Annotated in this window: 17 protein-coding genes and 2 pseudogenes; 13 read left to right on the top strand and 6 right to left on the bottom strand. The window is 64.1% G+C overall.

What is annotated here, in order from left to right; genetic code table 11:
* Positions 1–44: 44 nt before the first annotated feature.
* From LB543_RS22245 to LB543_RS22230, 4 genes are all read right to left on the bottom strand, one after another.
* Positions 45–422: a response regulator gene (locus tag LB543_RS22245; RefSeq protein ID WP_224597510.1), complete on the bottom strand. Its 378-nt coding sequence runs from the start codon at positions 420–422 to the stop codon at positions 45–47.
* On the bottom strand, positions 419–2,314 hold the full coding sequence (locus tag LB543_RS22240; protein WP_224597507.1) for a PAS domain S-box protein: 1,896 nt from the start codon (positions 2,312–2,314) through the stop codon (positions 419–421). The genes LB543_RS22245 and LB543_RS22240 overlap by 4 nt, the downstream gene beginning before the upstream one ends.
* A 71-nt stretch (positions 2,315–2,385) precedes the next feature.
* A complete protein-coding gene (locus LB543_RS22235; protein WP_318012998.1) occupies positions 2,386–2,673 on the bottom strand; it encodes a DUF6088 family protein in 288 nt (95 codons plus the stop codon).
* 44 nt (positions 2,674–2,717) lie between these two features.
* Entirely contained in the window at positions 2,718–2,885 is a 168-nt protein-coding gene (locus LB543_RS22230; protein ID WP_224597503.1) for a hypothetical protein, read from the bottom strand.
* Positions 2,886–3,222: 337 nt separating this feature from the next.
* Between LB543_RS22230 and LB543_RS22225 the strand changes: the two genes are divergently transcribed.
* The 11 genes from LB543_RS22225 (at position 3,223) to LB543_RS22175 (ending at position 17,267) form a co-directional block, all read left to right on the top strand.
* A complete protein-coding gene (locus tag LB543_RS22225; protein ID WP_224615550.1) occupies positions 3,223–4,206 on the top strand; it encodes a DUF3991 and TOPRIM domain-containing protein in 984 nt (327 codons plus the stop codon).
* A gap of 111 nt (positions 4,207–4,317) precedes the next feature.
* Positions 4,318–4,917, top strand: a complete 600-nt coding sequence (locus LB543_RS22220) for a DUF1419 domain-containing protein (RefSeq protein ID WP_224615549.1) — start codon at positions 4,318–4,320, stop codon at positions 4,915–4,917.
* Positions 4,918–4,928: 11 nt separating this feature from the next.
* Positions 4,929–5,327: a DUF3085 domain-containing protein gene (locus LB543_RS22215; RefSeq protein ID WP_224615548.1), complete on the top strand. Its 399-nt coding sequence runs from the start codon at positions 4,929–4,931 to the stop codon at positions 5,325–5,327.
* Between the two features lie 82 nt (positions 5,328–5,409).
* A complete protein-coding gene (locus LB543_RS22210; RefSeq protein WP_224615547.1) occupies positions 5,410–10,503 on the top strand; it encodes an Eco57I restriction-modification methylase domain-containing protein in 5,094 nt (1,697 codons plus the stop codon).
* 312 nt (positions 10,504–10,815) lie between these two features.
* Positions 10,816–12,486, top strand: a complete 1,671-nt coding sequence (locus LB543_RS22205; RefSeq protein WP_224597489.1) for a ParB N-terminal domain-containing protein — start codon at positions 10,816–10,818, stop codon at positions 12,484–12,486.
* An 85-nt stretch (positions 12,487–12,571) separates the two neighbouring features.
* Positions 12,572–13,048 (top strand): hypothetical protein, encoded by a 477-nt coding sequence (locus tag LB543_RS22200; protein ID WP_224615546.1) that lies wholly within the window; start codon positions 12,572–12,574, stop codon positions 13,046–13,048.
* A complete protein-coding gene (locus LB543_RS22195; protein ID WP_224597486.1) occupies positions 13,045–13,932 on the top strand; it encodes a DUF7007 domain-containing protein in 888 nt (295 codons plus the stop codon). Before LB543_RS22200 ends, LB543_RS22195 begins: the two co-directional genes overlap by 4 nt.
* The gene (locus LB543_RS22190; protein WP_224597483.1) at positions 13,929–14,549 is read left to right on the top strand and encodes a hypothetical protein; all 621 of its coding nucleotides are present in this window, start codon (positions 13,929–13,931) and stop codon (positions 14,547–14,549) included. The genes LB543_RS22195 and LB543_RS22190 overlap by 4 nt, the downstream gene beginning before the upstream one ends.
* Before the next feature lie 155 nt (positions 14,550–14,704).
* Positions 14,705–15,292: a hypothetical protein gene (locus LB543_RS22185; RefSeq protein WP_224597482.1), complete on the top strand. Its 588-nt coding sequence runs from the start codon at positions 14,705–14,707 to the stop codon at positions 15,290–15,292.
* 587 nt (positions 15,293–15,879) lie between these two features.
* A complete protein-coding gene (locus LB543_RS22180; protein ID WP_140863388.1) occupies positions 15,880–16,065 on the top strand; it encodes a hypothetical protein in 186 nt (61 codons plus the stop codon).
* A 272-nt stretch (positions 16,066–16,337) separates the two neighbouring features.
* Positions 16,338–17,267, top strand: coding sequence for an ArdC family protein (locus LB543_RS22175; protein ID WP_224597479.1), 930 nt, complete (start codon positions 16,338–16,340; stop codon positions 17,265–17,267).
* Positions 17,268–17,437: 170 nt separating this feature from the next.
* On the opposite strand, the gene dinB is transcribed toward LB543_RS22175, so the two are convergent.
* Together dinB and LB543_RS22165 are read right to left on the bottom strand one after the other, a co-directional pair.
* Entirely contained in the window at positions 17,438–18,523 is a 1,086-nt protein-coding gene (gene dinB, locus LB543_RS22170; RefSeq protein ID WP_224597474.1) for a DNA polymerase IV, read from the bottom strand.
* Between the two features lie 58 nt (positions 18,524–18,581).
* Positions 18,582–19,089, bottom strand: a pseudogene (locus LB543_RS22165) (SOS response-associated peptidase family protein).
* A 56-nt stretch (positions 19,090–19,145) separates the two neighbouring features.
* On the opposite strand from LB543_RS22165, the pseudogene LB543_RS22160 reads away from it, so the two are divergent.
* Positions 19,146–19,734 (top strand): annotated as a pseudogene (locus LB543_RS22160) (SOS response-associated peptidase).
* Positions 19,735–21,042: 1,308 nt separating this feature from the next.
* The gene (locus LB543_RS22150) at positions 21,043–21,183 is read left to right on the top strand and encodes a hypothetical protein (RefSeq protein WP_224597471.1); all 141 of its coding nucleotides are present in this window, start codon (positions 21,043–21,045) and stop codon (positions 21,181–21,183) included.
* The last annotated feature ends 14 nt before the right edge of the window (positions 21,184–21,197 follow it).

Below are 21,197 nucleotides of genomic sequence, written 5' to 3'. Positions count from 1 at the left end.
CACCCGGCACAGAATTGCAGATTGGAATGGTGGTTCTCTTCGACTCACTCGTCCACTCCGCCGGCACTATGGAGAGCCGATTGCAACGCCGTGGCCAGCTTGTCCTTGGAATAGGGCTTGTCGATGATCGGGGCTCCTCTGGCGAACTCAGCCGCTCCCTCGCCGTAGCCGGTGGCGCACACCATCGGGATGCGACGAAGCCTCAGGGCATCGGCAACGCGCTCGCTCAATTCCCCCCTTATGTTCAGGTCCAGGACGGCCGCGTCGATCTGAGCTGTAGATACCAGTTCCAACGCGGCGTTGATCGAAGTGGCGGGACCGATGACCGTGACGCCGAGGTCGGTCAGAAAATCCTCCACCATCATGGCAATTACGGATTCGTCCTCGACCAGGAGCACCCGCGTTCCGGACAGTGTCGTCATTGGGCGAGCATCCCCTCTCGCAACGGCGCGTCGATCCTGCAAACCAATCCTTGCGGCTGGAACTCCAAGGCGACCTCCGCCTCAAGATCTGCCGCGAGGCCCCCAGTAATCAGACGGGAGCCAAACCCCCGCCGCGACGGACACGAGACCGCAGGGCCGCCCAATTCGCTCCAGATGAGTTTCAATCGCGGCCGGGGCAGGGCGGTGCGAGACCACTCGACCGAAACTTTGCCCGCCTCGTTGGAAAGGGCCCCATACTTCACCGCGTTTGTCAGCAGCTCATGGAGGGCGAGGGCGACAGCGAGCGCCTGGTTGGGTTGGAGAAGTATTGCGGGCCCGCTTGCTGATACCCGATTGGAAAACGTGCCCCTGATATGAAGGCTGTCGGCAACAAGCTGGTCCAGGGATGCATGTTCCCAACTCGTCTGTGTCAGAATGTTATGCGCGGCCGAAAGGGCCATGAGCCGGCCTTCAAAGGCGGCACGAGCTTCGGTGGCGGGTGTTCCCCTGAATGTCTGGTGTGCAATGCCCTGGACCACTGCCAGCGTATTTTTCACACGATGGTTGAGTTCCGCCATCAGCAGTTCTCGTTGCGCTTCGGATCGCTTGCGCTCGCTGATGTCCACGACCGAGGCGAGGATCATCAGCCCTTCGCTTGTCTGGATCGGGCTGAGCCCAATCTCCACCGGCACTTCGCTGCCATCCTTGCGCCGTGCATAGAGGTCCCGGCCTTCGCCCATGGGACGTGCAAGAGGGCGACTATCATAGGTCCCGCGGAACACCGGGTGTGAGCTGCGGAACCTGTCCGGGACCAGCATTTCAATCCCTTGGCCGATCATTTCCTCTCGTTCGTAGCCGAATACGGCCTCGGCATGCAGGTTGACCAGGATAATGCGGCCGCTCCCGTCCGTCATGACCATGCCACTTGGAGCCGCTTCCACTGCTGATCGAAATCGCTCCTCGCTGTGGCGTAGCGCTGCTTCCGCCTGATCGCTTTCCGTCACGTCGACATTGACCCCGATCAGCCCCCGAAATTGCCCCTTGGCCGAGAAATGGGGTCGAGCGACCGTGAGCAGGACGCGGAACTCGCCCTTGCTGTTTTTGTAGCGACCCTGGACCGAAACCGTTGATTGGGTCGCCAGCGCTTCCGCCATCCGGGCTCCGATCTCGTCGGCGTCGTCCGGATGGATGGTGGAATGCCAACTGAAGGTCGGAACCGCCTCAACGGGGACACCCCAGAACTCGCGAAGCATGCTGTTAAGGTTCGTACACTTACCGGATGCGTCACAGGTCCAGATCATGACTGGTGCATGCTCCGACATCAGGCGGAATTGTTGTTCGGATGAGCGCAACTCCTCTTCTGCGGCTTTCCGAGCTTCTTCCGCTCGGGTCCTTTCAAGATAGAAGCCGATCTGTCGCGCGATTGTGGTGGCAAGATTAAGCTCGTGGCTGGCGAAGGAGTGCTTTTGTTCGTAGTAGGTCATGAACTTGCCTACGACTTCGCCTTGCGCGATGAGGGGGATGAACGCCAGACCGACGATGCCTTCGCTGGCGATCCTGTCTTTTACGGCTGCGGGTTCGTCCGTCTCGGCAATATCCGATACGAAAATCGGCTCTGCGTTACGCTCCCCTACTTTCCAGGGGGAATGCCCTGCAAGAGCCTGCCGGTAGCCGTCCGATAAACCCCGCCAGGCCACAAAGCTCATCACGCCGACGTCGTCGAACAACAACATGGACGCCCGCCGGCACCCTAGACCGTCGCGGATGGCGTCGAGGCCCGCCTCGAATGCTTCGTGGTTGGATTTTGCCCTGTAAAGGCGGTCTGTCAGCACGTAAAGTGCGCTTAGTTCGTCAAGCCGTTCCGTGAGTTTCTCGCCCCCCGGCATTTGCATCGCCTGCTCTCCCTGGCGAATTGATTAGCAGAACAGCATATAACGGCGACACTGCCGAAAAGGTTGCGTGCTCACAGGTTATCTAACCTGCAAGGGTGATCGCCCGGTCTCGGCGCTCTCCTGGGCGAGCATGTCCTGCATCCAATGCAGGGCTTGGGACCCGCATCCCCGGCCGGCCAGACAAAAGAGGCGGCTTGGCGCCGCGTATTGAAGTGAATTTCCTGGGTGCCCAGCTTAATCGGTTTCAATCGCGCGTCGACCAACACCTCGATGTTTGCCGGCACGGCCGTGGTAAGGCTCAAATCGTCTGCTGCCGTCATGCCATCGATGACGGCGCGCGGGTTGTCGCGCCGGGTCACGGCCCGGATCAAGATCCGATAATCGGGCACAGTCGCTCGCCCGGTCAGGCTGTTCGTCCGGGTCGATCGTAGAGGCCACGATCGATCCGGCGCAGCTCATGGGCTACCGCCAGCCGCTGAAGCGTCTTGGCGATCGCCGCACCGCGCCCCCAGATCGGCGAAGTCCCCAGCGCCCACACCTCGTCGGGCTTGGACTGGATGCGTGCAAGCACGCGCGTGCGAGTGTTGGTCTCAGGTGCCGCTGAAGTCCGAAGAATGCCACAAGTTTCGGACAAGACACTCGAGCTGCGCCAAGGCTGCGAGGTCGCCCGAATCGCTCCGTTTGCGGAAATGGCGCAGGAGGAGCATCACCCAGACCGACGGTGGCGCACCGTGCCGCTTGCGCGCTGCGCCCGGCAAGGGAGGCTGCGCCGCGGCGCAACCCGTCACTATCATCGCGTTGCATGCCGCGCCCTTGCCCGCCTTGCTCTTCGCGGCCTCCTGTTCGTGCCCAATTGTTTGGGCGAGAACCGAATAGAAAGGAAGCGCTGCAAAGGCGCGCGGGCGAAAATGGAAAAAGCAGAACTTGAAGAGCTGAAGGACAAGGTACCCTGCGCTGCGGTGCTGGAGCGCGCGGGGTTCGCCCTCGACGTCAAGGAGAGCACGCGCAAGGCGATGAAGTATCGGCGTGAGGCGTCGATCATCATCGTCATCCATGACGGCAAGGGCTGGTTCGACCCGCTTGGCGACGACAAGGGAGATGTCTTTCGCCTGGTCGAACATCTAGAGGGGGTGCCGTTCGTCGAAGCCATGAACGACGTCGCCAGCCTAATCGGGTTCGTGCCGTCCGAGCCGGTCTGGCAGCGGGTGTCCCGCGAGCGGGAGCCTGACCTGTCGATAGCGGAGCGCTGGCACGCACGGCGCAGGCCATGGCGCGGATCGGCGACCTGGCGCTATCTCACCGAGGCCCGCCATCTTCCCGACTGCATCGTCCGCGCCGCAATCAGCACCGGCGTTCTGCGCGAAGGCCCGCATGGCTCGATGTGGGGTGCCCATGTCGGCACCGACGGCACCGTCACCGGCTGGGAAGAACGCGGACCGGACTGGCGCGGCTTTGCCACCGCCGGCGCCAAGGTGCTGTTCCGCCTCGGCCGTCCTGATGCGCTGCGCCTTTGCATGACCGAAGCGGCGATCGACGCCATGAGTCTTGCCGCGCTAGAGGGCCTTCGCGCCGACACGCTCTATCTCAGCACCGGCGGCGGCTGGTCGCCGGCCACCGATGCGGCGCTCCGCGCGCTTGCCGCACGGACCACCGTCCGGCTCGTTGCCGCAACGGATAACAACAAGCAGGGCGACATATATGCCGGCCGGCTGATCGCTCTCGCGGGCGAGAAGGGCTGCGGTTGCCAGCGTCTGCGCCCGGTCGCTGACGACTGGAACGCCGATCTGAAGACGAGGAATGGGGAAAGGAGAAGAGGAGGAGGCAAACCGAGTGCCGCATGCCCGCCGGGCGCCTCAAGGGTGAAGCTTCGCCCGGCTCGCGCCGGCCCTTGACCCCCCGGGCGGAGAGGCGGCCGCAGGGGAGGCGTCCGGAAGGGCCGAAGAAGATGGTGATCCATAAGGGATGAACCGCGCTCCGGCCCGCACAAGGCCAGGAGCCGCCCCATGACCCAATCCTCCATCCGCAAAATCTACTTCGGCGTCGCCGATCGCCGGCAGATGTTCCGCCTCTTCGACCGCCACGCCCAGCGGCCCAATCGCTGGGAGAATGACGACAGCGCCCTGTTCGCCGGCGAGTGGTTCGAGATCGCGCGCGCCGAGCACGACTACATGCTCGACCTGCTGCCGCCGCTCTGGATGCGCAGCGGGATGTTCGCCCTGCGCGAGTTCCTCACCGAGAGCGTGACCAGCGTCTTCTACACACTGCGCATCGACGGCAAGACGCGCTACTTCCACGCCTATTGCGACCTCGCGCGGCCCCGCTTGCCGGTCGAAATGCGCGACGCCATCGTCGAACGCGAATCCTGGCCGGTGAAGGCGATGACGCGTGCGGAGCGCCTCGAGCATGTCTGGAGCGCGACCCATGACGAGTATCGCGGCTACGACGGAGAGCGCTTCGGAGCCCAGCATCGCGGCAAGCCCACCATCCTCGTCTATGGCCTGGACACTACCGAGTTGAAGCTGCTCGGCGACCTGACCGATGACGAGATCGCGGCCAAGCTGCCGGTGAATCTCAGGCACCTCCCCGTTCGCGCAGCGGCGTGAGGGAGGCGGCGATGTTTACCTTCCCGATCATATCGGTGCGCAAGGTCATCGAGCGCGGAATCGACGACGCCGCTGCCAATGGCGGCTTCCGCAATCCCTACTATGGCACCCGTCCCGGCGAGGGCGAGAAGCCCGGCCTGTGGCTGGTCGGCGACGAGGGCGTATACATCATGTCCAACGGCAGGCACTCCGAAGGGACACGCGCGCTCGTCATCTATGCCGAGCAATGCCACCCCAGGGGCGACATTGACTGGTGGGACTACAAGCGCCGCCACTTCGGCGCCGATGATGGCATCGAATTCATCGAGGCCGAGCGCCTGCTTTCGCTGTTCGACCGGAACCTGCGGGCTACCCACCTCAACATCGAACTCACCGAGACCGAAATCGCGCTCTCGCTGATCAGCCGCTGACTTCCCAACCCTGCGACGCCGATCCCCCGGCCGACCCGCTCGGCCGGCGCATCGCGTTCGCCCTCTCACAAGGATTTTTACCATGTCGAACGACGATTCCTTCACGCTCGATCTGTTCAACAGCACTGCGCTCTCTTCGGCCCTCGGTCTCGGCGTCACCGCCTTCGGCGCTGGCGACCCCGAAGCTGAAGAGACTACGACGCCCGCCGTGCCGGAGTCACAGCCGGCCTCCCCACGGGTCCACTCGCCGCGTCGCGCGGCCAAGGCCGGGCTGGGTGGCGACAACTTCGTCCTCGAGACCGATCGCGGTCTTGGCCGGGGGTGGAAGCAGCGCGCCCGCGACAATCTCGATGCCATCCGGCTCGCCGCCGAAATCGAGAGCGCCGATCGACCGGCGACGCGCGAGGAACAGGCGCGGCTGATCCGCTTCACCGGCTTCGGCGCTTCCGAGCTCGCCAATGCCGTGTTCCGCGGTCCGGGCGAAAATGGCTTTCGCGCCGGCTGGGACGCGATGGGCGCCGAGCTCGAGGAGGTGGTGTCGAGCGCCGACTACGCCTCGCTCGCGCGCTGCACGCAGTATGCGCACTTCACGCCGGAGTTCATTGTCCGCGCCATGTGGGCAGGCCTCGTGCGTCTCGGCTGGCGTGGCGGCAGGGTGCTCGAGCCCGGTATCGGCACGGGATTGTTTCCGGCCCTGACGCCGGCGAAGTTGCGCGACCAGGTGCACGTCACCGGCGTGGAGCTAGATCCGGTGACCGCGCGCATTGCCAGGCTACTCCAGCCTCGGGCACGCATTCTCAACTCCGACTTCGCCCGCACCGACTTGCCGGCTGGCTTCGATCTCGCCATCGGCAACCCACCCTTTTCGAACCGTATCGTCCGCTCGGATCGCGCCTATCGGTCGATGGGGCTGCGCCTGCATGATTACTTCATCGCCCGCTCGATCGATCTGTTGAAGCCCGGCGGTCTCGCGGCGTTCGTCACCAGCTCGGGCACCATGGACAAGACGGATTGTTCGGTACGCGAGCACATCGGCAAGACCGCCGATCTCGTCGCCGCCATCCGCCTTCCCGAGGGCAGTTTCCGGGCCGACGCCGGCACCGATGTGGTGGTGGACCTCCTCTTCTTCCGCAAGCGAGGGCAGGGCGAGGCCGAAGGCGATCTGTCGTGGCTCGATACCGACGAGGTCCGTCCTGCCGATGGCGACGATGGCGCGATCTGGGTCAACCGCTGGTTCGCGCGGCATCCCGATTTCGTGCTCGGTACCCACGCCACGACGTCGGGACCGTTCGGCGACGCCTACGCCTGCCTGCCGCATCCCGGGCTCGATCTCGCGCAGGCCCTGTCGGCCGCCATCTCGCTGCTTCCGGCAGCTGTCTATGACGGTGAGCCCGAAGCGATCGCTCCCGACGCCGGCATCGCCGAGAATGCGGAATCGCCTTCCGACGCGCCGGCTGTTCGCGAAGGCAGCTATTTCATCGCGCAGAACAACGCACTGATGCAGATGGTCGACGCCGTGCCTGTTGCCATCACGGTGCGCAAGGGGCGCAGTCCCGACGGGGTTCCGGAGAAGCACGCGCGCATCGTCCGCAAGCTGATCCCGATCCGCAATGCGGTCCGCGAGGTCCTGAAAGCGCAGGAACTCGATCGGCCGTGGAAGCAGGCGCAGGTGAAGCTGCGCATCGCCTGGTCGAACTTCGTCCGTTCCTTCGGACCGATCAACACGACGGTGGTCTCCACCAGTGAGGACCGAGAGACGGGCGAGGTCCGCGAGACGCATCGCAGGCCGAACCTGCAACCCTTCCTCGACGATCCCGATTGCTGGCTCGTCGCGTCCATCGAGGATTACGACCTCGAGGCCGACACGGCGCGGCCTGGCCCGATCTTCACCGAGCGGGTGATCGCACCGCCCTCGGCGCCGATCATCACTTGCGCCGCCGATGCTCTCGCCGTCGTGCTCAACGAGCGCGGTCATGTCGATGTCGATCACATCGGCGAGCTGCTGCATGACGATGCGGATGCCGTCATCGCCGAGCTGGGGGAGGCGGTCTTCTGCGATCCGGAGAGCGGCGCCTGGCAGAGCGCCGACGCCTATCTCTCCGGCCATGTCCGCGACAAGCTCAAGGCCGCTGAAGCCGCCGCGGCTCTCGATCCCGCCTTCGAGCGCAACGTTAGCGCTCTCGTCGCTGTCCAGCCCGCCGATCTCGGCCCATCCGACATTACCGCGCGTCTCGGCGCGCCCTGGATTCCCGCCGCCGATGTGGTCGCCTTCATCAAGGAGACGATGGGCGCCGAGATCCGCATCCACCACATGCCCGAGCTCGCTTCATGGACGGTCGACGCCCGCCAGCTCGGCTACATGGCGGCCGGCACGTCCGAATGGGGCACGGAGCGTCGGCACGCTGGTGAGCTCGTCACCGACGCGCTTAACAGCCGCATGCCGCAGATCTTCGACACCATCAGGGACGGGGACAGCGAACGGCGCGTACTCAATGTCGTCGATACCGAGGCGGCCAAGGAGAAGCTCACCAAGATCAAAACGGCCTTCCAAACCTGGATCTGGTCCGATCCCGACCGCACCGACCGGCTGGCGCGGGTCTATAATGACCGGTTCAACAACATCGCCCCGCGAAAGTTCAACGGGGATCATCTGCGACTTCCCGGCGCCTCAGGCGCCTTTTCTCTTTATGGGCACCAGAAGCGCGGCATCTGGCGCATCATCTCTGCCGGTTCGACCTATCTCGCGCACGCCGTCGGCGCCGGCAAGACCATGACCATGGCGGCCGCCATCATGGAGCAGAAGCGGCTCGGGCTGATCGCTAAGGCCATGATGGTCGTCCCTGGACATTGCCTGGCGCAGGCCGCGCGCGAGTTCCTGGCGCTCTATCCGATGGCCCGCATCCTCGTCGCCGACGAGACCAATTTCACTTTAGCCAAGCGGCGCCGCTTCCTCAGCCGCGCTGCCATGGCGAACTGGGACGCCATCATCATTACGCATTCGGCTTTCCGCTTCATCGGCGTTACGTCAGCGTTCGAACAGCAGATGATTCAGGACGAGCTCGAGCTCTATGAGGTCCTGCTCACCAAGGTCGAAAACGGCGATCGCGTGTCGCGCAAGCGCCTCGAGCGGCTGAAGGAAGGCCTCAAAGAACGTCTGGAGGCCCTCGCCACCCGCAAGGACGACCTGCTCACCATCTCCGAGATCGGCGTCGATCAGATCATCGTCGACGAGGCGCAGGAGTTCAGGAAGCTCAGCTTCGCGACCAACATGTCGACCCTGAAGGGGATCGATCCGAACGGCTCGCAGCGCGCCTGGGACCTCTATGTAAAATCCCGCTTCATCGAGACCAGGAACCCTGGCCGGGCGCTCGTGCTGGCCTCCGGCACACCGATCACCAACACGCTGGGCGAGATGTTCTCGGTGCAGCGCTACCTCGGCTATGCGGCGTTGTCGGAGCGTGGCCTCCACGAGTTCGATGCCTGGGCTTCGACCTTCGGCGACGTCACTACCGAGCTCGAGCTGCAGCCCAACGGCAAATACAAGCCGGTCACCCGCTTCGCCACCTTCGTCAATGTCCCTGAGCTGATCGCCATGTTCCGCACCTTCGCGGATGTGGTCATGCCCGAGGATCTGCGCGACTATGTCAAGGTGCCGACGCTTTCGACCGGCACGCGGCAGATCAGGACCTCCAAACCATCGGCCGCGTTCAAGCGCTACCAGGCTCTCCTCGATGCCCGCATCAAGGCGATCGAACAGCGCGAAGGCCCACCCGAGCCCGGCGACGATATCCTGCTCTCGGTCATCACCGACGGCCGCCATGCCGCGATCGACCTGCGCCTTGTCAATCCGCACAATGACAATGAGCCGGGCAACAAGCTCAACGATCTGGTCGCCAATTCCTACCGCATCTGGCGGGACACCGCAGACGCAGCCTATGTCCGGCCCGACGGCAAGTCGTTCGAACTGACTGGCGCCGCGCAGATGATCTTCTCCGATCTCGGCACGCTCAATGTTGAGCGGACGCGGGGCTTCTCGGCCTATCGCTGGATTCGCGACGAGCTGGTGCGCATGGGCGTGCCGGCGGCCGAAATCGCCTTCATGCAGGATTTCAAGAAGTCGGAGGCCAAGCAGCGGCTGTTCGGCGATGTCCGCGCGGGCAAAGTCCGCTTCCTCATAGGCTCGTCCGACACGATGGGCACCGGCGTCAATGCCCAGCTCCGGCTCAAGGCGCTGCATCATCTCGACGTGCCCTGGCTCCCCTCGCAGATCGAGCAGCGCGAGGGCCGCATCCTGCGGCAGGGCAACCAGCACGACATCGTCGACATCTTCGCCTATGCCACCGAAGGCTCGATGGACGCTCAGATGTGGCAGAACAACGAGCGCAAGGCTCGCTTCATCGCCGCTGCACTCTCGGGCGACACTTCGGTGCGCCGGCTTGACGACCTCGGCGAAGGGCAGGCCAACCAGTTCGCCATGGCCAAGGCGATTGCCTCGGGCGACCCGCGCCTGATGCAGAAGGCCGCCCTCGAAGCTGACATGGCCCGGCTTGAGCGGCTCCGGTCCGCGCATCAGGACGACCAGTTAGCCATTCGCCGGCAGATCCGTGATGCCGAGCGCGACATCGAACACTCGACACGCCGCATTGGCGAGATCGGCCAGGACCTCGCGCGGCTGGTTCCAACAACCGGCGAGGCGTTCCGCATGAGCATGGGCGACGCGACCTACGTCGAGCGCAAGCTCGCCGGCCGCGCCCTGATGACCGAGATCCTGACCCTCGTGCAGCTTCAGCACGACGGCGCCCGCGCCATGGCCGCGATCGGTGGGTTCGAGCTCGAATATTGCGGCGAGCGCTTTGGCCAGGACGGCTATCGCTACGCCACCATGTTGCTGCGCACCGGCGCGGCGACGGAAGTCGAGTTGCCCGTCACCACCACGCCGCTCGGTGCGATCGCAAAGCTCGAACATATCCTTGGCAATCTCGACGGAGAGCAGGACCGCGCACGCCACCGGCTCGCGCAGGCTGAGCGGCGGCTCGCGTCCTATCGCTCTCGCGAGGGCAGCACCTTCGCCTTCTCGGACGAGTTGGCCGTCAAGCGCCGCCAGCTCTCCGAAATCGAAAGTTCGCTGTCGCAAGACATCGACGGCGTACGGCCCGCCGAGGTGCAGGCGGTGTAACCTGCACCCACGTTCTGAGCGGCCTTCGCCAGCTCGGTGGAGGGGCGTTCCAGAAGGGAGCAGGGAAGCGAAAAGGCAAGGAGGCCGCTCGCAGATCGGGTGGTCCGCCGACGCTGACGCTCAATCGCGCCCGTCGCATCCCGGCCCATCATCCTGCGCAGGGCTGAAGAAGCCCCGCTTGGCCAGCCGGGCAGGGATGCTCCAGCGCAATTGCCCCGTTCCGCACGCTCCGCGGGCCGGGGGGTGTCTTCGGGAAGAAGACGAGAAAGGACCGGCGACGGGCCTGTCCATAACCCTCCAAGGAGCATTCCCATGGAACTAAAGTTTGTCGATCCACGCTCGCTCAAGGACAATCCTGACAAGGCACGGCGCTCCAAGTCCAGCCCTCAGGCCGACGCCCTGCTGCTGGCGACGATCAAGGCCATCGGCGTTGTCGAGCCGCTGATCGTCTTCGCTGAAGCCGATGGCGGCAATGGCTTCGTCATCGATCAGGGTCATAGGCGCGCAAGGCAGGCGGTCGCTGCCGGTCTCGAAGAAATCGCCGTTCTGGTCGTGCCTCGTGCCGAGGACGGCGGCGCGATGCGTTCGCTGGCCACGTCGATCACGCACGAGCAGCTCAACCCGGTCGATCTGTGGCGCGCCATCGAGCGTCTCGTCGCGCTGAACTGGACCGAGGAGTCCATTGCGATTGCGCTTGCGCAGTCGGTGCGCCAGGTCAAGAAGCTGCGTCTGCTGGCCAACGTGCTGCCCGCGATGCTCGACGCCATGGCCAAGGGCGATATGCCGAACGAGCAGCAGCTCCGGACTATCGCGGCGGCTTCGCTCGAGGAGCAGAAGGAGGTCTGGAAGGCCAAAAAGCCCAGTAAGGGCGATCCGCAGGTCTCGTGGTGGGGCGTCGCCAACGGCCTCACCAAGCGGCGCATGTACGCGCGCGACGCAAGCTTTGGCGACGAGCTGCGCGAGGCCTACGGCATCGCCTGGATGGAAGATCTGTTCGCACCGGCCGACCAGGACAGCCGGTACACCACCGACGTCGACGCCTTCCTCGGAGCCCAGCAGGAATGGATGACGCAGAACCTGCCCAAGAAGGGCGTCATCACCGAGCCGAACACTTATGGCGAGGTGAAGCTGCCGCCAAAGGCGGAACGCGTCTATGGCACGCCGAAGAAGTCGGACCACGCGGCGATGTATCTTGACCGCGACGGAAAGGTGAAGACCGTCCACTTCCGACTGCCCGAGGCCAAGAAGAAGGCCAACGCGACGGAAGCTGACGAGGCGGTCGACAGGCCGAAGTCGCGTCCCGATGTGACCCGTAAGGGCATTGAGATGATCGGCGACCTGCGCACCGATGCTCTCCATGAGGCGCTGTCGCGGGCGCCGATCGAGGACGACACGCTGCTGGCGTTGCTCGTTCTCGCCTTCGCCGGGCAGAACGTGCGCGTCGAATCCGGGGCCGGCGGCGATCATGGATATGGTCGCCGCATGCCCCGGCACGCCGCCACCCTCTTCGATGCCGAGGGCAAGTTCGCCTTCGACGCCGAGACTTTGCGCATCGCGGCCCGGGGCGTCCTCATCGAGGCCTTCTCCTGCCGCGAGGGCATGAGCAAGTCGGGCGTGGTGGCGCTCGTCGCCGGTCGCGCGATCGGGGCAGACGGCTTCCTCGCCAATATGGGCACCGAGGACTTCCTCTCGTGTCTGTCGCGTCCGGCGCTCGAGGGCTCCTGCTCCGACACGCCGGTTCTGCCGCGGGCGCGAGTCAAGGACACGCGCGCCGCGCTCGTCGAGCACTTCAAGGAGGGCCATTTCGTCCACCCGGCCGCGCTATTTGCTCACGAGACGACGAGCCTGACCGAATGGCTCTCCAAGAGCACCGTCACCGAGGTCGAGGACGACGATGGGCCTCAGGTCGACGGTCTGAGTGGAGAGGACCGGCCTTCCGGGGATGACGGGTTCGAGGAGGGCTATCGCGAGGCCGCCGAATAGACCTTGCCTCCCTTTCGATCCCTCCGCCGCCGCCAGGTTCGCCTGGCGGCGGCTTCGTTTTCAACCGCAGCAAACGGAGGACACCATGTCCCCACACACGATCTTCGAATACGCCCCCATCGGCGCAATCGTCGCCTGGAGCGACGGAAGTTCGCGGCCGCCGCAGCGGCACCGCCGAAAGCTCGGCGCCTGGAAAAACAGCAACAGCCAGGGGCGTCTGATCCGCAAGCAGGGCGCGCTTGGCACCGGCGTGGTTGACCCGCACGCGAGCTTCACCCTGCACGAGGCCGACTATGGCGCCGGCGGCGTCATAGCAATCCGCGTGCATCGGACCTTCTCGCTGAACTCGGGCCTGCGCTTCACCATCATCGAGCCTCCGTCGGTCGGCTCGGTCCGGGTGTTCGATCGGCCGGGCGACGATTCCGAACTCGTTCACCTGGCGCCGCACCGGGCCGCCGCCGAACAGTGGCTCTCGGAGCACGGCTATCCCAACGCCGTGATCGAGGGGGTGACGGCCGGCGAGGCGGCCGCCGATGCCGTCGAGGGGAGGGCCGCGGGATGAGCCAGACACAAAAAACCTCGGCCCCCGCTGTCGCCCCTTACTCGTCGGGAGCTTCGTTCGGGTGGAGCGCTGACGGCTTGCTGGTCGCGCTTGTCGGCGAGACCGCCTATGCAATGATGCCAGTGCGCGAAGGTAGCCACATTCTAGCCACCGGCTGGCGCATCGCCCGGCCAATGGCCGAGTGGACCCGCTCGGATTTCTGTGGCCATCTCGGCGATCTCGCTGGTGAGACCGCTTTCCGAGCGAAAGTCCTCGATCAGGCCCAACATCATCGGCAAATGCTCGTGCTCGGCTGCCGCGAAATTGCCGGCGGTGCAAACACCCCTTGGGGACCGTCGCACGGCGCGACCGTCTATGCCGAAGGCGTCATCTCCCACTCGAGTGCGGGGCACGGCGGTTTCAAGCTCTCGGCCGAGCAGAACCGCGAAGTCCATCCGATGCTTCGTGCCGTCGGCGGGTGGTACGAGGAAGACGAAGCATGGGCCATCGTCGCCCTCTCGTTTCCGCACCTCTTCACTTCACTTGAGCGCCGGCATGCCGAACGAACCATCAAGGACTCATGGCCGGACGCGTGGGAAGCAATTTCCGGGACGATCCTCGCTCCGGGCGAATCCCGCACGAAGGACCAGCGTACCTTCGAAGCCCAGCATGCCACCGACTGGGTCGTCGTTTCAGCAATCACTTCACAGCAGCATACGGGTTTTGTCGAATGCGTCGCCACGCCGGGCGGCAAGCGCGGGGCCGGGACCGAGGACCGCCGCTTTCTGGTCCCGACCGATGAATACGATATCGGCCGGTTCGGCTTCGTCATCGACCCTGACCGACATGCCGTCTATGCCGGCCCGTCCACTTTCGTCAGCTGGCAGAGCAGGGCGTCGCGATGATCCTTTTGCCCGAATTGCGCCGCGAACTCTCGCGCAACGAGGAGGCGCGGTGCCAAACGCAGCGGCAGTTGGTGATAGTGAACCGGCAGATCAGGCGCCGCATGACCACACTGATCCCGGGCCTGCTGCCGCTGCGCAAGACGCCCGATCCTCAGGCGTTCCTCGATCGCTACCGGTGCCAGCTTGCCGCCCTGACCGCGGAGCGGCACCCGAGGATCGACGCCCTGTCGCGCAAGCTGCGCGGCACGAGCAGGCGATTGCCAGATTCCTGGATGGGAACGGCGAAGCCGCCGATATGGGCCTGGGGGGTCTGGCGATGCCGGTGTACGGCCGCGAACGCGAACGCGAGCACTGCCGAGAACGGGACCTCTGGCCTGGGCTATGATGGGGGTGACCGTGGTGTGCGTGCCGAGATACTCCGGTCGATGAATCGGCAGGTGGTCATGATCACCTGTCCTTCGGTTCCCATGTCGAAGTCGAGGTCGTGCCGGTCCTCACTCGGGCTTCATGCGGTCCTGAACCGGCGGCCGGCCGCTTCAAGGCCGCGTTCCGCGCCGCGGGGCGGCCGGATCGGTCCGGTCTCGACATGGCAGGCCCGCGTCCCGCGCGAGGGCTGAATAAAGCCGTGCTTGGCCGCAAACCTTCCATGCTCGTCTCGGTCCGCCCGGACCCTGAAGCGCCCGTCATTCCACCGGTTCTTTTGGTCCGCGCCCGAGGGAGGGCCGGCACGGAGCCGGTCCTGGCCTCGAGAACCTGAAGAAAGGACATGCCAATGACCAAGAAAGCCGCCAATTCCCGCACAGCCGCCCGCGTCACTCCGCTCCGCAAGGGCACTACCCTCCAAATGGTCCGGCTCGCCTGTCCCGATGCCGCGCAGTGCTCGCTCATCTCCGAGAGTTTTGGCCTCCCGGTGCTCGACAGCGACGGCATCCGCGACCTGCACGAAAAGCTCATCGTGGATACGGCCGCAGCGCTCGACGAGGGGCTTGGGGAACGCGCCATGCAGATACACCTGCAACGCGTCGTCGGTGCCTTTGTCGGGTCCGCGTACGGTGCCGGCCAGTTCTACAGCCGGGCGGTGTCCGAAGCACGAGACGCGACGGCCAAGTCGGCCTGCGACGATCGGGACGAAGACGTCGGGGGACCAGTCGGCTTCGACAGCGCTGCCCAGCGCAAGCGTGAGTTCGCCGCCGATATGTCGCTCCAGGCCCATGCGCTGCGCATGGCCGCCGAGGGGGCCGTCGCCGCTTACGAGCGGGTTCTAGGCGAGGTCTGGAAGCCCTTCGAGCGCCCGGTCGAAAACCCCGGCCAATCCGCCGACCGCAAGGCGGCCGAATTGCAGATGGCGGCTCTCGGATGAGCGCCAAGGGCGGGGCTGCGGTCCCGCCCTCCTTCCATGTGGGGCACGGTCGGCTCATTCGTCAGTCGCATCAACTGCGCAGGGCGGAGCCGATTTTCATGGGCCGAACATGCCGCTTTCCATCATCGCCAAGTGAACCTTCATCGCGAGTGCCGTCTCCTGGCTGACGAAGAGAGACAACCTGATACCTGCGGTGCGCCGGAGCGAATATGGCCGCATCCGTCTCCCAATTTTCCCCCCGTGGCGACCACATCGACACGGCAAGTTCTTATTCCAGCGATTTCATGTGCGCAGATTCGCGCCACGGTTCGGACGCCACTCCCGGCGCACGGTCCGGGGACGGCCGCCGCGGTGCCAGCTCCTTCGCCCGCCTCGGCCCAATCGACACGCTGGGCTCCTTCACGACCCAATCCCGCTCTCTCGTGATGGCTTTCCTGGTGCGGCTGCGGATCTTCCCCGATCAACCCGCAGGGGTCCGCTAGCATGCTGCGGCCGCTCGGCTGACGCCTTCGGGTGATCGCGCCCGCCTCCGCACACTGACGGAGCCATCGAGCGGGAATTGGCCCGCTCCAAGATGGAGCCCTCGGATGTCCCACGATCTCATACTCGCCCAAAAAGCCGCCTGGTCCCTTGCCCGCACTCTCATGGTCCCGGTCATCCTCTTCCAGGTCGACAACGAGTTTGGCGTCATGCCCGCCGACGAGCTCGACGACGCCGACGTCGAAATCCTCTTCGAATACGATCCCTATAGCGGTGGCCGGTCGGTTCATTGAACCGACCTTCTCCCGACTGCATTCAGGCGGCGCCCAGCGCCGCCTTTCTACGCTGACGCCCGCTCGCGCCCCGTCCTGCCCCGAGGTCCTGGCGGAGCCGGGCAGTCAGCGCAACGGCTTCGCCGTCCTCCGCTGTCGCTGCGGCCCATGACCACCCATCGTGCGAGCACGACGGGGCCCCGGTCGGGTGCGCGGCCCGCCTTCGTGCTCAGCCCAAGCGGACCCCGTGACGGGGCCGCGATCGGCGCGACCTCAGAACTGGAGGTTTGTGAATGACCAGGAAAGAAAATGCAAAGCGCATCGACATCTATGCGCGCATCACCGACCGCATCGTGGCCGAGCTGGAGAAGGGTATCCGTCCTTGGATACGGCCGTGGCAGTCGAGCAATGCCACCGGCCGCGTCACCCGGCCGCTCAGGCACAATGGCCTGCCCTATAACGGCATGAATGTGCTGCTGCTTTGGTCGGAGGCTGTCGCACGCGGCTTTTCCAACCCGATGTGGATGACATTCAAGCAGGCGCTCGAACTCGGCGGCGGGGTTCGCAAGGGTGAGACCGGCTCGATGGTCGTCTTCGCCAGCCGCTTCACCAGGACGGAGACGGACACCAGGGGCGAGGAAATCGACCGCGAGATCCCCTTCCTCAAGGCGTATTCGGTTTTCAACACGGCGCAAATCGATGGCCTGCCGGACCAGCTTTATCGACGGCAGGCAGAGCCGGTGCGCGATCCGATCGCCCGGATCGAGCATGCCGACCAGTTCTTTGCCAATACCGGGGCGCTAATCCGGCATGGCGGGGATCGGGCCTACTTTGCCCCGGCGACCGACCACATCCAGATGCCGCCGTTCCAGACGTTCCGGGACGCCGCGTCATACATTGCCACGCTCAGTCACGAGGCCACCCATTGGACTTCGGCGCCGCATCGCGTGAACCGCGACCTTAGCCGCTACGCCAAGGATCGTAGCGAGCGAGCGCGCGAGGAACTGATCGCCGAGCTCGGAAGCTGCTTCCTCTGCGCCGATCTTGGTATCGCGCCGGAGCTCGAGCCCCGGCCGGACCATGCGAGCTACCTCGGCTCGTGGTTGAAAGTGCTTGCCGACGACAAGCGCGCGATCTTCTCGGCCGCCGCCCATGCGCAACGCGCCGTCGCCTTCCTGCATGGCCTTCAGCCGCAGGCCGCAGAAGAACGCGAGGCCGCCTGACGTTTTCACGCATCAACCTTCGGAGGGGGAGGCCATGCGCCTTCCCCTCTGCTTCGCTCTGCCGTGCCGTTAGACGAACATGACGGAAAAGCCTCCCCGATAGTCGCGAAATCGATCCCCACGCGGGCTGATCCGGAGAACCGGCGGCCGAATTCCTTCTCGCGGCCAACCTAAAGTTCGAACCGAAGTTGCCGTTGTTCCGGCGGCAAGACATCGCCAAGCGACGAAAGCGTCACGCCCAACAGCCGGATTCCCTTCTGTACCGGAAACACCGACCTCAGGAGGTCGGCTGCGAGACGTTCGAAGTCAGAGAACTCGATTGGCACCGGCACGGTGCGACTGCGCGTGATCTGCTGGAAATCGGCAAATTTGACCTTCAGCGTGATTGTCCTGCCCCGGATGCCCTTGCCTTCACAGTATCCCCAGACTTTGGCGACCAGCGGCTTGAGTTCGGCGAGCGATACTTCGAGATCGACGATGTCGGCTGCGAATGTGTCCTCGGCGCCGATCGATTTGCGCGGCCGATCCGGCTCGACCGCGCGCTCGTCGATGGCGCGCGCGATCTGATAGTACCAGAGCCCTGACTTGCCGAAATGCTGCCGCAGGAAGGGAAGCGTGCGGTCCTTGAGATCGGCGCCGGTCTCAATGCCCAGCGCCTCCATCTTGGCGGCCGTCGCGGGACCGACACCATGAAATTTCTTCACGGGCAAGGTCTCCACGAAGGCGGGTCCATCGCGCGGCGTGATAACGAACTGGCCGTTTGGCTTGTTCTGGTCGGACGCCATCTTGGCCAGGAATTTGTTGTACGAAATGCCCGCGGAAGCGGTGAGACCGGTCACCAGCAGGATTTTCGCCCTGATCATTTCGGCGATCGTCGTTGCGGACGAAATGTTGAGCCGATTCTGGGTGACGTCCAGGTAGGCCTCGTCGAGCGAGAGGGGTTCGATGAGATCGGTATGTTCGGCGAACACCTCTCGGATCTGAGCCGAGACGGACCGGTAGACGTCGAAGCGAGGCGGCACGAAGATCAGCTCGGGACATTTGCGCTTTGCCGTGACCGAAGGCATGGCCGAGCGAACACCGAAGGCGCGCGCCTCGTAGCTTGCGGCAGCGACCACACCGCGCGCAGCGGCCCTGCCAACGGCAAGCGGCTTGCCGCGCAGGTCCGGGTTGTCGCGCTGTTCGACCGAAGCGTAGAACGCATCCATGTCGACATGGATGATCTTGCGCGGGTCCGCGCCGCAGTCAGGGGCCATTTGCCTGCAATGCCATCTCGCCAAGGTCTGAGATTCGTACTGAACGATCCTATAATCTTCAGATTGCGAATTCAGCCTGTGTGCGATCCTGACGGAGACGCGAAATCGCAAAACTTCTCCCGGGAAGTGGACGAAGGAGCTTCGTTTTCCGGAAGATTCATGTCAGCCACGCCGAGCGCTCTTCCCGGCGCAGCACTGCCATCTTGCGGTTGTGGTAAGGCGCGATGTCATCGTTGGCCTGGATCGTGAGGATTGCCATAGGCTTGCGGCCAATCGCACGTCGCCGGCCGCCAGATTCCGGCGAAATAGAACCAGTCGCCGTCTGCGAGGCGAAAGCTGTAGTTCTTCCCCTGGCTGCGGTGCCGGAATTCGGACGCCGGCACGAGGCAGCGATGGCTCGGGAATGATCGATCCTCCGCGCGCACCACAGTGAAGGGGCGGCCACCATCTCTCGGTTGGAGTCCCCATGGGAGCTCGACCATTTCAATATCGCCGCCGTAGCGTCTTATGACGATGCGGCGTTCGTCGAGCGGTGCGTCGGAATCGAAAGCTCTTGCGCTCATGATCAAAAGAACATAACAGGAACACAATTGCTGCGCAACGCCGAAGAGACAGGTGACACATGTGCAATGATTATCGGCTGATAGTGGATGTCGCCTCGATCGTGGAGGACTTCGCCGATCTCAAGATCAAGATCCGCTTCAGCGAAGGCGCGCCGAACATTGAGGCACGCGAGGATATCAAGATAACGGATATCGGTCCTATCATCCGCCCGATCGACGGCGCGAGCGGCGAGGGCGATCTGGTTCAGCGCCGGTGGAGCTGGCCCGGACAGAACAAGCGGCCGGTCTACAATTTTCGCTCGGACGGTCGCGAGTTCGCCTCGAACCGCTGCCTGATTCCGGCCGACGGCTTTTACGAGTTCACCGATCCCAACGAGAAGGTAAGAAGCGCAAGGACAAGTGGCTCTTCACCAAGCGCGACGAGCCGATCTTCTGCATCGCCGGGATCTGGCGCGAGACCAATGATGTCGGTGAGGCGTTCACCATGCTCACGATGGAACCCGGTCCGGACTCGCTCCGTATCACGATCGGCAGATCGTGATCCTGGAGCGCAAGGATTGGGCGACCTGGCCTGATCCCCCGGTGTCCGCCAAATCCCTGATCAAGCCGCTTCAGGCGGGGACGCTGGTCGTGGAACAGGTCGGGTGATGTGAGGCGGCGCGCTGCTGACCGCGATTTGGGCGTAGGTATTTTAAGCGCACGAAGCCTGTCGGCGCCGCAGCCATACGGCGGGAAGGTTTGATCATTGGCGAGTAGCCCAAGCTCTAGCCGCGACCGGGGCTGCTTCGTTGGTCAGGCATCGAACGGCCGCGAGGCGGTGCCTTTTCCGAGAGCTCGACCCAGACCGCTGCTCTTTTCCCAGCCGCGCACCTCGACATCGACTTGGGCGTCGATCAGTCGGTTCTTGAGCGAGGGGCTCAGCAGAAGGTGGTCGATCCGCAGGCCTGCGTTACGGCCGAAGGGTGGCGGAAATAGTCCCAGAAGGTGTCAAGTATCCCGCTTGGTCGGGTTAATTTCCTTCGTCGCGACACTCTGCATCCACCGGAGGCGGGCGGCAGCTTTTGCGCCACTAATCAGACGTTGAGATCTCCATGTCCGGGCAGCCGAGTCGCCGCTGAGGATGCGAGGCTGACGTTCGAATTTGACCTTTCTCGGCGGTAGCCGCCATCAATCAGGACTGACAAACCTCGAGTGGGTTACATTCCGCTCTAGCTGACCCTGTGTTCTTCTTGTCGCCGATTGGGGGATTGCAGCGCAGAAATGCAGCGCTCCAGCCGCTTCAGCCGCGCCTTGTGGGTCCGCAATTGATAGCCGACCTCGATGAGCCTTCTTGGCTTCGAGGCACTTCCCGCAACAAGTAGCTCCTGTTCCAGCCGGGCGATTTCCTCCCGGACTTGTTGGGCGTCAGCGAGCCGCTGTTGTCGGATCCAGCTTCGACCACGCATTCCTCCAGAACCGCCTGGTCGTCTATTCAAATGCTTGGGGATGTTGCAGCTGTTCGATGGAATCGGCCCGGCGCATTTCCAAGTCTCGCAACGTCGCATCACCTTCGCTAGTGTCTGTCGGCTCACGCGCCGAACGCAATTCCTTGCCAAACCCGTGCCGGAATATGTCGCCGAAGCCGGGCGAGGCAACCCCTGCGCTGCACCTTTTCTGACTATCTCGGTCGCTGAACCGCACATTTTCTGGCGTCAAGCGTCATGGGTTATATTAGCTATGTGAAATGTTAAGGCAGACATTCTGTTCAACGTGAAGAGCGCCTCGGCCGTTATTCCGTTGCTGCAGCTGCCTAGCCTGTTCCTGCGCAGATAAAATGAGCGTCAGCTAAAGTATACACTGTGGCGTTATGGATACGGTAACTACACGCATCGCCATCCGATGCTTTTTTCATTGATAATTAGTCTGCTTTGGGTAACCCTAGGTGTAGCGGTGAATCGGGGAGGCTCATGCGACAGGATGTATCTGCCGTTCGAGCGGGACAACAGTTCCGCGGCAACTCCCGATCCACTCAAGACTTGGGCCATCTGGGCGGAGCGCCTTTCTCTTGATGGCAAGCCGGCAAACATCATTCTCGAATGGAGCCTGTTCGGACCGTGAGGCCGGCGGGGGCG

It is taken from the genome of Mesorhizobium sp. ESP7-2 (assembly GCF_020164715.1).
In the GTDB taxonomy this organism is placed as follows: domain Bacteria; phylum Pseudomonadota; class Alphaproteobacteria; order Rhizobiales; family Rhizobiaceae; genus Mesorhizobium.
Note: the sequence above shows the minus strand (reverse complement) of the source record. Positions and strands in the feature narration are given on the sequence as shown.

Coding starts and splice junctions, on each gene's coding strand:
- LB543_RS22245 (WP_224597510.1), bottom strand. CDS start 422: ATGACGACACTGTCCGGAACGCGGGTGCTCCTGGTCGAGGACGAATCC.
- LB543_RS22240 (WP_224597507.1), bottom strand. CDS start 2,314: ATGCAAATGCCGGGGGGCGAGAAACTCACGGAACGGCTTGACGAACTA.
- LB543_RS22225 (WP_224615550.1), top strand. CDS start 3,223: ATGGAAAAAGCAGAACTTGAAGAGCTGAAGGACAAGGTACCCTGCGCT.
- LB543_RS22220 (WP_224615549.1), top strand. CDS start 4,318: ATGACCCAATCCTCCATCCGCAAAATCTACTTCGGCGTCGCCGATCGC.
- LB543_RS22215 (WP_224615548.1), top strand. CDS start 4,929: ATGTTTACCTTCCCGATCATATCGGTGCGCAAGGTCATCGAGCGCGGA.
- LB543_RS22210 (WP_224615547.1), top strand. CDS start 5,410: ATGTCGAACGACGATTCCTTCACGCTCGATCTGTTCAACAGCACTGCG.
- LB543_RS22205 (WP_224597489.1), top strand. CDS start 10,816: ATGGAACTAAAGTTTGTCGATCCACGCTCGCTCAAGGACAATCCTGAC.
- LB543_RS22200 (WP_224615546.1), top strand. CDS start 12,572: ATGTCCCCACACACGATCTTCGAATACGCCCCCATCGGCGCAATCGTC.
- LB543_RS22195 (WP_224597486.1), top strand. CDS start 13,045: ATGAGCCAGACACAAAAAACCTCGGCCCCCGCTGTCGCCCCTTACTCG.
- LB543_RS22190 (WP_224597483.1), top strand. CDS start 13,929: ATGATCCTTTTGCCCGAATTGCGCCGCGAACTCTCGCGCAACGAGGAG.
- LB543_RS22185 (WP_224597482.1), top strand. CDS start 14,705: ATGACCAAGAAAGCCGCCAATTCCCGCACAGCCGCCCGCGTCACTCCG.
- LB543_RS22180 (WP_140863388.1), top strand. CDS start 15,880: ATGTCCCACGATCTCATACTCGCCCAAAAAGCCGCCTGGTCCCTTGCC.
- LB543_RS22175 (WP_224597479.1), top strand. CDS start 16,338: ATGACCAGGAAAGAAAATGCAAAGCGCATCGACATCTATGCGCGCATC.
- dinB (WP_224597474.1), bottom strand. CDS start 18,523: ATGGCCCCTGACTGCGGCGCGGACCCGCGCAAGATCATCCATGTCGAC.
- LB543_RS22150 (WP_224597471.1), top strand. CDS start 21,043: ATGTATCTGCCGTTCGAGCGGGACAACAGTTCCGCGGCAACTCCCGAT.